The 12,435-nt window shown below is 54.1% G+C and carries 17 protein-coding genes; 10 read left to right on the top strand and 7 right to left on the bottom strand.

Going from position 1 to position 12,435, the window contains the following annotated elements; all coding sequences use genetic code 11:
• Positions 1-6 precede the first annotated feature (6 nt).
• From flgD to flgB, 3 genes are read right to left on the bottom strand one after another with little or no spacing between them, the layout of a single operon-like run.
• Positions 7-681, bottom strand: coding sequence for a flagellar hook assembly protein FlgD (flgD, locus tag IAE30_RS16875; RefSeq protein WP_034830672.1), 675 nt, complete (start codon positions 679-681; stop codon positions 7-9).
• Between the two features lie 12 nt (positions 682-693).
• Positions 694-1,098 carry a flagellar basal body rod protein FlgC gene (flgC, locus tag IAE30_RS16880; RefSeq protein ID WP_034830669.1) on the bottom strand — a complete coding sequence of 135 codons (405 nt, stop codon included), beginning with the start codon at positions 1,096-1,098 and terminating at the stop codon, positions 694-696.
• A 2-nt stretch (positions 1,099-1,100) separates the two neighbouring features.
• The gene (gene flgB, locus IAE30_RS16885; protein ID WP_200537246.1) at positions 1,101-1,514 is read right to left on the bottom strand and encodes a flagellar basal body rod protein FlgB; all 414 of its coding nucleotides are present in this window, start codon (positions 1,512-1,514) and stop codon (positions 1,101-1,103) included.
• A 153-nt stretch (positions 1,515-1,667) separates the two neighbouring features.
• Here flgB and flgA point away from each other — a divergent pair, with 153 nt between their 5' ends.
• The 3 genes from flgA (at position 1,668) to flgN (ending at position 3,178) form a co-directional block, all read left to right on the top strand.
• On the top strand, positions 1,668-2,327 hold the full coding sequence (gene flgA, locus IAE30_RS16890) for a flagellar basal body P-ring formation chaperone FlgA (RefSeq protein ID WP_200537245.1): 660 nt from the start codon (positions 1,668-1,670) through the stop codon (positions 2,325-2,327).
• Between the two features lie 105 nt (positions 2,328-2,432).
• Positions 2,433-2,741 carry a flagellar biosynthesis anti-sigma factor FlgM gene (gene flgM / locus IAE30_RS16895; protein WP_200537244.1) on the top strand — a complete coding sequence of 103 codons (309 nt, stop codon included), beginning with the start codon at positions 2,433-2,435 and terminating at the stop codon, positions 2,739-2,741.
• A 5-nt stretch (positions 2,742-2,746) separates the two neighbouring features.
• On the top strand, positions 2,747-3,178 hold the full coding sequence (flgN, locus tag IAE30_RS16900) for a flagellar export chaperone FlgN (RefSeq protein WP_038647618.1): 432 nt from the start codon (positions 2,747-2,749) through the stop codon (positions 3,176-3,178).
• A 31-nt stretch (positions 3,179-3,209) separates the two neighbouring features.
• Here flgN and murJ read toward each other — a convergent pair whose 3' ends face one another.
• The 4 genes from murJ to rimJ form a co-directional block, all read right to left on the bottom strand.
• Positions 3,210-4,748: a murein biosynthesis integral membrane protein MurJ gene (murJ, locus tag IAE30_RS16905; protein ID WP_200680445.1), complete on the bottom strand. Its 1,539-nt coding sequence runs from the start codon at positions 4,746-4,748 to the stop codon at positions 3,210-3,212.
• Between the two features lie 121 nt (positions 4,749-4,869).
• The gene (locus IAE30_RS16910; RefSeq protein WP_038647622.1) at positions 4,870-5,790 is read right to left on the bottom strand and encodes a Gfo/Idh/MocA family protein; all 921 of its coding nucleotides are present in this window, start codon (positions 5,788-5,790) and stop codon (positions 4,870-4,872) included.
• A gap of 1 nt (position 5,791) precedes the next feature.
• Entirely contained in the window at positions 5,792-6,433 is a 642-nt protein-coding gene (locus IAE30_RS16915) for a DUF480 domain-containing protein (protein WP_038647624.1), read from the bottom strand.
• 13 nt (positions 6,434-6,446) lie between these two features.
• Positions 6,447-7,040: a ribosomal protein S5-alanine N-acetyltransferase gene (rimJ, locus tag IAE30_RS16920; RefSeq protein ID WP_038647626.1), complete on the bottom strand. Its 594-nt coding sequence runs from the start codon at positions 7,038-7,040 to the stop codon at positions 6,447-6,449.
• 244 nt (positions 7,041-7,284) lie between these two features.
• Here rimJ and mdtH point away from each other — a divergent pair, with 244 nt between their 5' ends.
• The 7 genes from mdtH to bssS all read left to right on the top strand — a co-directional run bounded on the left by mdtH (position 7,285) and on the right by bssS (position 12,352).
• A complete protein-coding gene (gene mdtH, locus IAE30_RS16925) occupies positions 7,285-8,487 on the top strand; it encodes a multidrug efflux MFS transporter MdtH (RefSeq protein ID WP_200680447.1) in 1,203 nt (400 codons plus the stop codon).
• Between the two features lie 91 nt (positions 8,488-8,578).
• Positions 8,579-9,226, top strand: coding sequence for a glutaredoxin 2 (gene grxB / locus IAE30_RS16930; protein ID WP_200680448.1), 648 nt, complete (start codon positions 8,579-8,581; stop codon positions 9,224-9,226).
• A gap of 110 nt (positions 9,227-9,336) precedes the next feature.
• A complete protein-coding gene (locus IAE30_RS16935; RefSeq protein ID WP_200680449.1) occupies positions 9,337-9,900 on the top strand; it encodes a lipoprotein in 564 nt (187 codons plus the stop codon).
• A 135-nt stretch (positions 9,901-10,035) separates the two neighbouring features.
• The gene (pyrC, locus tag IAE30_RS16940) at positions 10,036-11,082 is read left to right on the top strand and encodes a dihydroorotase (protein WP_200680450.1); all 1,047 of its coding nucleotides are present in this window, start codon (positions 10,036-10,038) and stop codon (positions 11,080-11,082) included.
• Positions 11,083-11,150: 68 nt separating this feature from the next.
• The gene (gene dinI, locus IAE30_RS16945) at positions 11,151-11,396 is read left to right on the top strand and encodes a DNA damage-inducible protein I (RefSeq protein ID WP_034820137.1); all 246 of its coding nucleotides are present in this window, start codon (positions 11,151-11,153) and stop codon (positions 11,394-11,396) included.
• 143 nt (positions 11,397-11,539) lie between these two features.
• Positions 11,540-11,809, top strand: coding sequence for a hypothetical protein (locus IAE30_RS16950; RefSeq protein WP_038647637.1), 270 nt, complete (start codon positions 11,540-11,542; stop codon positions 11,807-11,809).
• 288 nt (positions 11,810-12,097) lie between these two features.
• Complete coding sequence (bssS, locus tag IAE30_RS16955) at positions 12,098-12,352, top strand: biofilm formation regulator BssS (protein WP_013508627.1); 255 nt, start codon at positions 12,098-12,100, stop codon at positions 12,350-12,352.
• The last annotated feature ends 83 nt before the right edge of the window (positions 12,353-12,435 follow it).

The raw sequence follows: 12,435 nt of genomic DNA on the forward strand, positions 1-12,435 counted from the left end.
ATTGAATTAGAGAATCTGACGAACTTCATCAAGAGTGGCGGAGCCCATGGTGCCGAGGTCCAGTTTTGAGGTGTTATCCACCGTACTCACGCCATTCACGTAAGCGTAATTAAGCGGTTGTGCCACCAATTGTGTGCTGCCATTACTGGCGGCAATCGATACAGAATATTTGCCATCAGCCACTGTCGTGCCATTCGCGTCTTTGCCGTCCCAGGAGAAGGCGTGAACGCCGGACGTCAATGCGCCCAAGTCGACAGTGCGAACCACAGTGCCGTTCGAATCTTTGATGGTCGCGGTGGTGGCGGTAGAGGCGGTACTCAACTCCACCCCGAATGGGGTCGTGGTACCACTGCCCACCAGGATCTGGCTGCCATCAATCATCACACCATGTCCAATCAGCGTCGTACTCTGCAGTGACTGGCTGGTGGTGAGCTGACCAGAGATGGAACCCAACGTGGTATTCAGCTTCTCAATGCCGCTCAGGGTGTTAATCTGCGCCAGCTGAGTAGTGAGCTGGCTGTTGTCCATTGGGTTGGTGGGATCCTGGTTCTGCAACTGCGTCACCAGCATGGTCAGGAATTGGTTCTGCAAGTCCTGAGCACTGTTTCCCGTCCCTGTTGAACTGGACGAACTCAGTACCGTTGGGTCAAGATTGGCATTAACGCCGACTGCTACGCTCATGTTCGTGCTCCGTTATTGACCCATCGTCAGGGTTTTCATCATCATTGATTTCACCGTGTTCAACACTTCGACGTTGGCCTGATAGCTGCGGGACGCTGACATGGTGTTAACGGTTTCTGATACGACATCGACATTTGGCATCTTGACGTAACCCTTCTCATCCGCCATCGGATTACCTGGGTCATACACCAATTTGGCCGGGGTAGGATCGTTCACCACGCCCGCGACTTTGACGCCACCGGTCGCCGCGCCAGGGGCGGCATCGGTCTGGAATATCACCTGTTTTGCCACATAAGGCTGACCATCCGGCCCGGTGACACTGTCGGCGTTGGCCAGGTTACTGGCGCTGACGTTGAGGCGCTGTGATTGCGCGGTCATCGCCGAACCGGCGATATCAAAAATATTCAGCAATGCCATGGTTATTGCCCCTGCAGAACGCTCATCATGCCTTTGATTTGGCTACTGATGAGGGTGAGATCGGTTTGGTATTTCAGGCTGTTATCAGCAAACTGCGTACGTTCACGATCCATATCCACGGTGTTGCCATCCGCGGCAGGTTGATCGGGAATGCGGTACATCAGGTCCATGGATGGCTGAGAGTTGGTTTCAGCGGCGATGTGGCGTGAAGAGGTGACTTTCAGCGCCATGCTGCTCCCCTCCGCGCGACCGTTTTCCATCACCTTGCTCAGCTGGCTGGCAAAGTCGATATCCCGTGCCTGGTAGCCCGGGGTATCGGCGTTGGCAATATTTGACGCCAGGATTTCCTGACGCTGAGCTCGTAGGTTTATCGCTTCTGTACCAAATCGCAGCGCGGCATCGAGTTTGTCGAGCATGCTTCCTCCGCGAATGAGAATTTCGAGCTGACAGCTTAAGTGGACAAATGCAAGGGCGATCGTCTGAATAGCAGCAAAAATCACGGCTATTTTTGACATTGAATTTTTCGCGCGAAGAGTAGACTCAGGCCATCTTCTCGACAGGAGGCGTTTATGCGCAGTTCTTTACCTTTGCTGGCCACGTTGTTGTTGGCCTTCGCGCTGCCCGGCCATGCGGCGGACCTGACCGCACAGTTAACGCAGTTTTTTAAAGCGCGCGATCCGCAACATGCCGCGGGGATGACCGTGGTGGTGCGCACGCCCAAAGAGCAGTGGCCGACCTGCGAGGCGCCAGCGTTACAACTGCCGGGCAATAGCCGCCAGTGGGGGAATCTCAGCATTGCCGCCAGCTGCGATCAGAATCGTCGTTTCCTGCAGGTTCAGATACAGGTGACCGGTCAGTATTTAGTTGCCAGCCGTCAGGTTGCACGTGGCAGTACCCTCGCCCCGAATGATTTCCGTCTCGAGACCGGGCGTCTGGATGAACTGCCTCCGCGTGCCCTGTTTGATAACAACAGCGTGGCCGATGCGATTGCGCTGCGTGATATCCCGCCTGGACAGCCGGTGACCGCGATGATGCTGCGCCAGCCCTGGCGGGTTAAAGCAGGACAAAATGTGATGGTGGTAGCCAGCGGAAACGGGTTTAATGCCAGTAGCGAAGGACGTGCGCTGAACAACGCCAGCGCGGCACAAATGGTGCGCGTGCGCATGGGAAATGGTCAGGTTGTCAGTGGGCGCGTCGACGCGGATGGGAATATTCTGATATCGCTATAAAGCGTTAAAGAACCCTGTTGTTCTGCCGATAGAGATATCAACAAAGACATTACCCTATGCTGACTCAGTTGACTGACCCTCAACTGACCTTACAGGAGCAAGACCATGAGCATCGACAGAACGCAGCCTTTAAGCCCGGTGAGCACTGTACAATCCCGCGACACCAACGATAACAACGGCAAGGTGCGCCAAAACGTGACTGCTTCAACCAACGCCAGCACCAGCGAAAGCGGTGCCGAAGTGAAGTTGAGCACGGCTCAGGCGCAGTTAATGCAGCCGGGCAGCAAAGACATCAACACTGCACGTGTTGAACAACTGAAAACCGCTATTCGTAATGGCGAACTGAAAATGGATACCGGTAAGATCGCCGACGCGCTGATCGCCGATACCAAGGCGTATTTAGAGGGTAAATAATCCCAATGGACAATCTGCTGACCACCTTAGATAAAATGCAGGACGTGCTGGCTTCACTCACTGTGGTGATGGATGAAGAGCAACAGCAACTGTCTGCTGGCCAGGTTAATGGCAACCTCTTGCAGCGCATATCAGAAGATAAAAGCGCGCTGCTGACGACGTTGAATTATCTGGACGAAATGCGCCGAAACACCGAAAAGTCACTCGGTACTCAGGCGCCCTATGGTGGTCACAGCGATCGTGAACGCCGCTGGCAGAGCATTCAGCAGCATACCCGCCGTTTGCGCGATACCAACACTCATAACGGTATTCTGCTGCAGCATCAAATCAGCTTCACCAATGATGCGCTCTCGATACTGAAGCCGCACCAGACTCAGGCGTTTTACGGTCCCGATGGGTTAGGCAAAGGTCAGTCGACGCTCAGCCGCAAAGGTTAATAAAGAAAAATCCCGCCGAGGCGGGATTTTTTTATGCCAGCGTACGGCGGGCAAAATCTCTCGGGCGGAAGCCCAACAGACCCAGCATGACAAAGTAAGCACCACCGCCAATGGCGCAGACTGCAGCCAGACGCAGTAACCGCCACCACATCTGCCCTTCTTCCCAGGCCGGCATCACATGCAGAATGCCCAGCAGTGCTGCCGCCATGACCACAACCGCAATCATCAGACGCACCAGGAAGCTAAACCAACCCGGCTGCGGCTGGAAGATATCCTGTTTACGTAATTGCCAGTACAGCAGCGCGGCATTAAGACAAGCCGCTAATCCGATCGACAACGACAATCCGGCATGTTTGAGCGGGCCGATAAACGCCAGGTTCATCACCTGCGTCATGATCAATGTCACAATCGCAATCTTCACCGGGGTTTTAATGTCCTGACGCGAATAGAAGCCGGGCGCCAGCACTTTGACCACAATCAGTCCCATCAATCCCACTGAATACGCCACCAGCGCACGCTGCGTCATGGCGGCATCGAACGCGGTAAATTTGCCGTACTGGAACAACGCCACGGTCAGCGGGCCAGAGAGGATCCCAAGAGCAACAGCGCTCGGCAGGGCCAGCAGGAAGCAGAGGCGCAGGCCCCAATCCATCAGACGCGAGTACTCATCATGATTGCCGCTGGCGAAACTCTTCGCTAACGATGGCAGTAAAATCGTGCCCAGTGCTACACCTAATACGCCCGACGGGAACTCCATCAGACGGTCGGCATAGTACATCCACGACACTGAACCCGAGACGAGGAATGAGGCGAAAATGGTGTTGATGATCAAGGAGATTTGGCTCACCGAGACGCCAAGAATCGCCGGTCCCATTTGGCGCATGACGCGCCATACGCCGGCGTCACGCAGATTGAGGCGCGGCAACACCAGCATGCCGATTTTCTTCAGGTGCGGCAGTTGGTAGAACAGTTGCAACACCCCACCGACGACCACAGCCCATGCCAGCGCCATCACCGGTGGATGGAAATGCGGGGCAGCAAATACCGCAAAGCCAATCATGCTGATGTTTAATAACGTCGGCGCAAATGCCGGAACCGAGAAGCGATTCCAGGTGTTGAGTATCGCACCGGCCAGCGACGCCAGAGATATCAGCAGAATATAAGGAAAGGTGACGCGCAGCAGTGAACTGGTCAGTGCGAATTTATCGGCGGTATCGGCAAATCCGGGTGCGGTGACCATAATCACCCAGGGCGCGGCAATCATGCCGAGCACCGTCACCACCGCCAGCACCAGCGTCAGTAAACCGGAAACGTAGGCGACAAATACGCGCGTGGCCTCTTCACCCTGCTTGCTTTTGTATTCAGCAAGAATGGGCACAAACGCCTGCGAAAAGGCGCCTTCCGCAAAGATACGGCGCAGCAAATTGGGCAGTTTGAAGGCCACGAAGAAGGCATCGGTAGCCATACCGGCACCGAACACGCGTGCCACAATGGCATCACGGGCAAAGCCCAGCACGCGAGAAAAAAAGGTCATCGAACTGACCGCAGCCAGCGATTTCAACAAATTCATTTTGAGTGGCGCATCCTGAAAAGTGTCGGATAAATGAGCAACTTAGCGCGGACATCTGCTGATGTCCGGCGATAGTCTACTGCCACTGCGGGAAATGACCAGCATTGAGTGTTACAAGGGGTTATTCCTGTTCGGCATCGCGCCACAGTTTTTCCACCAGACGCTGCGCCGCCAGCGCCTGTTCACCGCTGGTTTCAGGCATCGTCTGATTTTGTACACATTGGATAAAATGCTGTGCCGCACCGCTGAAACCGCGCTGAACAAGATGGCTTTGCCAGGAGGCTACCGGATCGGTGCGTAAGCCGCCGAGGTTCTCCTGCTGCCAGTCACGCATCTCATTAATTTCGATGTAGTCACCGTCGCAGATGGCGCTCACCACTTCGCGCTGTGTGCCGGCGCGACGATGCATACTGGTGGTGATTTGCAGCGGCCCTGCTGAGAAGTGATGTTCAGCGTACAGCATCGCCCCCTCCTCATTGGTTTCAATAAAGCCCTGCTCACGCGTCAGTTTGCCCCCTGCCAGCCACAACGCCGTATCCACCACGTGCAGGTAGTCATCCAGCAGAGTAAAGCGCAAATCCCCTGGACCCACGCTATCCGCGCGATGCTTTTCAATACGCAGTGAAGCCGCTCGCGGCATTTCCGCTTTCAACTGTTGATAGCGTGGCGCAAAGCGACGATTAAACGCCACCATCAGTTTGCGTTTGTGCTTCTCCGCTAAAGCCACCAGCGCTTCCGCCTGCTGCAGGGTTTCGGCTAATGGTTTATCCACGCAAACATCTTTGCCCGCCAGCAGCAACGCCTGCACTACTTCAAAATGGCTGGCAGTACTGCTGTGCACAAAGACCGCATCACTGGCGGCCGCCAGCGCGTCCAGCTGATTGAAATAAGGCACGCGATAACTGTCGCAGATGGGCTGAGCTTTTGCCTGGCTCGGCGAAAACGCCCCCGCCAGTTGCCAGTCGGTGGCGTGAGACAACACCGGCAACCAGGCTTTCTGCGCGATGCCGCCTAATCCGACAATGCCGATACGTAGTGTCATGTTATTGCTCCTTCTGCAGCAGTTGCTCCAGTTGAGATTGCAGTTGAGCCACCTGCTGTTCCAACTGCGCAACCCGGCTCAACAGGTCATCGCTGTCCCTCTCATCTGCACTCATGGCAGGCTCTTCAGCCACTTCCCCGCCAAACAGATGCATGTAACGGCTTTCGCGTTTACCCGGCTCGCGTGCCAGACGTATCACCATCGGCCCGTCATCACGGGTGATTAAGCCGTTTAGCGTCTGCTCAACCTCGTTCATATCGCTGAACTCATGCAAACGTCCACTGCGGGTGCGCAGTTCACCCGGTGTTTGTGCGCCGCGCAGGAACAGTAAAGCCAGTACCGCCACTTCCGCGCTGCTGAGTTGCAAATGACCGAATGCGGAGTTACAGAAGCGCTGTTCATACTTGCTGACGCGTTGACCGAATCCGTTGTTGGAGGTCACCAGGTGCTTCTTCACCAGCTCATCAAGTTGAGATTGCACCTCCATTTCACTCAGATTCATCACTGGTTCGCGGTTGGACTTTTGATTACAGGCGGTGACCACGCCATTGAGGGAAAGTGGATATTGATCCGGAGTGGTGACCTGCTTTTCTAGCAGGCAACCGATCACACGCAGCGCCTGCGCGGATAAAGCCATTTTCATGCGTATTTCCTTATTATTGTCCACGACGATCTGGGGTCCACTCCTGCCAGGTCAACGCGGTCAACACGTGATCCTGCCAGCGTCCATCGATCAGCAAATAATCTTTGGCATACCCCTCTTTCTCGAACCCAAGACGTGCCAGCAGATCACCGCTGCGCTGATTGTGCGGCATATAGTTGGCCATGATGCGGTGAATGCGTTGCTGCCGCTGCATGTAGCGAATCGCTGACTGCAACGCTTCAAACATCATGCCTTGCCCCTGCCACTTTTCGCCTAATGAGTAACCGAGGTAACAAGCGTGAAATGAACCGCGCAGCACGTTGCTAAAATTGGCCACACCCCGCACTTCATGCTCTTCCGGGTCCATCAGCACAAAATAGTAGGCTGAGCCCTGTTTATGCATATCTGCAATCAGCCCAAGGCGTGCCTGCCAGCCTGAGGGGTAGCAGTGGCTTTCGTCGCGCACCGGCTCCCAGGGTTTAAGGAAGACGCGGTTCTCTGCATAATAATCTGCCAATCGCCAGGCATCGCGCTCGTGAACTAAACGGACCACCAAACGATCGGTAGTCAGGCGCACGCGGGGTCCAGCAGAACGATAGCCAAACATCATGACTCCTGAAATCCATAACTTTAAGAAAGATGTACGCCCAAGGCGATACTTCTCACTATAACCGTCACCTTCGCTACGGTAAAACCCTCGACAACATGCAACGTGATTCATCCTTAATCAGGATTAATTTTTCTGCTCATTCGATGAAAAAATATCATCCTGGATACGCTGTCTTTCCCGTCAGCGCAGGCGGAAAATAGACCAACTGGTCACTTTTCTCATCACTTGCTCAGGATTAAGCATGTCTCGGGTAGCGCGGGCACGACGCCTCGGTAAAACATTCCTCTTAGTCGATAACATGTTGGTGGTGTTAGGCTTTTTCGTGGTATTTCCACTGATTTCCATCCATTTCGTTGAACAGCTAGGCTGGGCGGCATTAATGGTGGGTATCGCGCTGGGTTTGCGTCAGTTTGTGCAGCAGGGGCTGGGCATTTTCGGCGGCGCGATTGCCGATCGTTTCGGCGCGCGTCCGCTGATCGTGACGGGAATGCTGATGCGTGCAGCTGGATTCGCTTGCATGGCGCTGGCGCATCAACCCTGGATGCTATGGCTGGCCTGTTTGCTATCCGGCCTCGGTGGCACCCTGTTTGATCCTCCCCGCAGCGCCATGGTGGTGAAACTGGTACGCGCTCGCGAGCGCGGTCGTTTCTTCTCGCTATTGATGATGCAGGACAGCGCAGGCGCCGTGCTGGGTGCGCTGGTTGGAAGTTGGCTGCTGGCGTGGGATTTCCGTCTGGTGTGCTGGGTAGGTGCAGCGGTGTTTGTCGCCGCGGCGATATTTAACGCCGTGTGGTTACCGGCGTGGCGCATCTCGACGGAACGCATTGCGATGCGCGAAGGTATGCAGCGCGTCTGGCAGGATAAACGTTTCCGCCTTTATGTGCTGACGTTGACCGGCTACTACATTCTGGCCGTGCAAGTGATGTTGATGTTGCCGGTGATGGTGAATCAGGTGGCTGGCGCACCCGCCGCCGTGAAATGGATGTACGCCATCGAGGCCATGTTGTCGCTCAGCCTGCTCTATCCGCTGGCCCGCTGGAGCGAAAAGCGCTTCCGGCTGGAAACCCGGCTGATGGCGGGTTTATTCCTGATGACCTTTAGCCTGTTGCCTGTCGGCATGGCCCAATCTCTGCCCTCGCTGTTTTTGTTAATCGGCGTGTTCTACATGGGTTCCATCATCGCTGAACCGGCGCGCGAGACGCTCAGCGCATCGTTGGCCAGTTCACGCGCGCGGGGCAGTTACATGGGATTCAGTCGTTTAGGTCTGGCCATCGGCGGTCTGATTGGCTACTCCGGTGGCGGGTGGATGTTCGACATGGGCCAGCAATTGGCTCTGCCTGAACTGCCCTGGATGTTGCTGAGCAGCGTTGGCATCATCACCCTGCTAGCCTTGTGGTGGCAGTTCCAGCCGCGCCCGGTGGCCCCGATCATCTTCAGCAGCTAGTTTGCCCCTTCGAAGGATCTCTTCCATACTTCCCGCACGTCCGGAAAAAGGGTGACCTTTGTCACCCTTAGATTTACACAGGAGAAACGGGATGAAACTCTACATCTACGATCACTGCCCTTTCTGCGTGAAAGCACGCATGATTTTTGGCTTAAAGAACCTGCCGGTTGAATTGATCGTTATGCTCAATGACGATGAGCAGATGCCCAAAAAACTCATCGGGCAGAAGATGGCGCCCATTCTGCAAAAAGCCGATGGCAGTGCGATGCCAGAAAGTATGGACATTGTCCGACTGGTGGATAAACAGGATCGCGAGCCGCTGCTTAACGGCAAAAACAACCCCGCCATCAGCGAATGGCTGCGCCGCGTTAACGGCTACATCAATAAGCTACTGATTCCGCGCATCGCTGATGCCTCGTTTGCGGAATTTGCCACGCCGGCAGCGCGTAGCTATTTCCGTGAGAAAAAGCAGGCCAGCGTCGGAGATTTCACGGAGCTGCGTAAACACGCACCCGGGCTGATAAAAAACATCAGTGATGACCTGCGTCAGCTCGATAAGCTCATCGTCAAACCCAATGCCGTGAATGGCGAACTGTCTGAAGACGATATCAATCTGTTTCCGCTCCTGCGTTCGCTCACCTTAGTGGCAGGCATCGAATGGCCGAGTCGCGTCGCGGATTACCGCGACAATATGGCGAAGCAAACCCAGATTAACCTGCTCTCTTCCATCGCGGCATAGCCCCGTCCGATGAGAAACGCTGCGGCGTTTCTCATCCCTCTCCTGGTGACACCTGGCCCGGTTTCAGGCAGGCTATGGCTGTTTTGCCGTATCGTTCAGGATGAGGATCTATGAAAAAGGCGATGTCTGGGCTATTGGCCCTGTTTTTAGCCGTGCTGTTGAGCGGCTGCAATCAATTGACGCAATACACCATCAGCGAACAGGAAGTGAATCAAGCGCTGCAGAAGCGCAATAACTTCGAAAAAGACGTCGGCGTATCCGGGCTGGTCAATGCACACATCGTGCTCAGCGATCTCACCAGTCAGATTGGTCGTGAAGAACCCGGCAAGATTACCCTGTCCGGCAAAGCAAACATCAACGTCAGCTCGCTATTTGGTCCGCAGCAGGCTGAGATGCAGCTCAAGATGAAAGCGCAGCCGATTTTCAATGCACAGGAAGGCGCGATTTATCTGCATGATATTGAAATTGTCGACGCGCAGGTACAGCCAGAAAAGATGGCGTCCATCATGAAAACACTGATGCCTTATCTTAATGAGTCTCTCAAACGCTACTTCAATGAGAAGCCTGCCTATGTGCTGAGCGAAGACCGTAGCAAAGGTGAAGCACTGGCGAAGAAATTTGCCAAAGGCATTGAAGTGAAGCCGGGACAATTGGTGATTCCGTTTACGGATTAACCTCAACCACCGCACCTTCGGGTGCGGTTTTTGTTTCCGGCAATAAAATCCCGTGCAAACGGTTGCTCACACCCTTATGATTACTCCCCGGCCTAAACGTGCCCATTCGTTTTTTCTCAGCCGGAGCCTTTTTGAATGACAGCCCAACCCCAGCAAATCACGATTCGCCGCCCTGACGATTGGCATATCCATCTGCGCGATGGCGCGATGCTCAATGCCGTTTTGCCTTATACCAGTGCGGTCAATGGTCGTGCGATTGTCATGCCAAATCTGGTTCCACCGGTAACCAGCGTAGAGGCCGCCATTGCCTATCGCGAGCGTATTATGGCTGCGCTGCCTGCTGAACACGCTTTTACGCCACTGATGACCTGCTACCTCACTGATTCCTTAGATCCGGATGAAATTGAGCGTGGCTTCCGCAACGGGACCTTCACCGCAGCGAAACTCTATCCCGCGCATGCCACCACCAACTCCAGCCACGGCGTCACTAATATTGATTCTATCGCCAGCGTGCTGGACCGTATGCAGCAGATTGGCATGCCGATGCTGGTGCACGGTGAAGTCACGGATTCGCACATCGATATTTTTGACCGTGAAGCGCGCTTTATCGAAACCGTGCTGGAACCTCTGCGTCAGCGCTTCCCTGCCCTGAAAGTCGTGATGGAACACATTACCACTAAAGAAGCAGCTGAATATCTGGCCGCGGGCAACGACCTGCTGGGTGCCACCATCACGCCGCAGCATTTGATGTTTAACCGCAACCACATGTTGGTGGGCGGTGTGCGTCCTCATCTCTATTGCCTGCCAATTCTGAAACGCAACATTCACCAGGGAGCACTGCGCAGCCTGGTGGCCAGTGGCAATCGTCGCGTATTCCTCGGCACGGACACCGCACCGCATCTGCGTCACCTGAAAGAGGCGAGTTGCGGCTGTGCCGGCGTGTTTAACGCACCGACATCACTGCCTGCCTATGCCACGGTATTTGAAGAGTTGAATGCGCTGGAACATTTCGAAGCGTTCTGTTCAGAAAACGGGCCTAACTTCTACGGCCTGCCGCTGAATGAGGGCACACTGACGCTGGTACGTGACTCCTGGACAGTGCAGAACACCATCAACGTGGCCGATGACACGCTGGTGCCGTTCCTCGCAGGTGAAACCCTAAACTGGCGTATTAAAGAATAATATTGCACAGCTTGCCTTTGGGATAATTTTACTGTACAAATAACCAGTATATTATCCCGGAGGCTTTTATGCGTGTTGAAATTACCGTAGCGAAAACTCAGCCCCTTCCCGCAGGTGCACTGGATGCACTCAGTGCCGAACTCACCCGTCGTATTTCCCGTGATTTCCCCGATGACGATCACCATGTCAAAGTCCGTTATGCGGGTGGCAATCAATTGAGCGTATTTGGTGGCTGTAAAGCGTCACGCGAACGCATTAGCGATATTTTACAAGAAACGTGGGAAAGCGCAGACGACTGGTTTATTACTGATTAACTGCCACTGTGCCGTTTTTGCCGGGTTTCGCCACCCGGTTTTTTTGTTTTAATTTCCCTCTCGCCAGATAAAGTCGCTGCATCTAGACTCATGTTTAACGATCCCCTATCCTTGCCTCGTCATGCTTACGGGAGGTGTTTTACATGACTACTGAAAAACCAGAAGAGGCGATGACCTTCGGTGAATTGCTGGCATTAATTGCTGAACAGCAGCGACGTTTAACGGTGCTGGAAAATGCCTTTGCCAGTTTGACGTTCTGCCTCGACGATCGCGCCAGCCAGTTACTGGTGCATAATCTGTCGCTCGAAGCGCAAAACCAGAACCACGACGCACAGTTACAACAGCACTTTACTCGGCTGGCAGAAGAGATTCAGCGGCGTAATGGTCAGGTCCCTCCGGCAGAACAAGCCTGAAGCCTTCCCTTTTTTACCGTTCGCTGCGGCATAAAGTTTTCCCTTAACGCCGCCGATAACTACGCCATAGCCGCTGCTCAGGCTGTTGAATAAATGCCCAGCACACCGGGCACTTTATTATTCGACAAAAGTCGCATTCTGAACGCATTTATTATCGTTCTCTTTTTAATCGCCACACGTTTTAACTATTGTACCGCCTGTTTCATGTTATAATTGTTCCGCTAGTGCAAGAAAAGCCGCATTGAACCTCAAGAAGCACTTCGTTTAACGAGTAATAAGGAGGTTATAATGGACAGAAATAAAGACGTCATTCAGACTCATCCGCTGGTTGGATGGGACATCAGTACCGTAGACAGTTATGACGCCATGATGATCCGCCTGCACTCGCTATCATCGCAGGATCAGAAAGAAGAAGAAGCTGACGTGGGCCCCACCTACTGGCTGACTACTGATGTAGCCAGACAGTTCATCTCGATACTCGAAGCTGGCATTGCAAAGATTGAGTCCACAGAGCAATACCTACGCGATAATCAAAAGCACTAATTTCTTACTTCGCGTGAAAGGGCACCCAATAGGGTAATGCTTGTCAGTTAAGATCTTAATGGAGGCCGCAACGGATAACGTTG

Origin of the sequence: Pantoea sp. S61 (genome assembly GCF_016625145.1) — a bacterium.
Lineage (GTDB): Bacteria > Pseudomonadota > Gammaproteobacteria > Enterobacterales > Enterobacteriaceae > Pantoea > Pantoea rwandensis_B.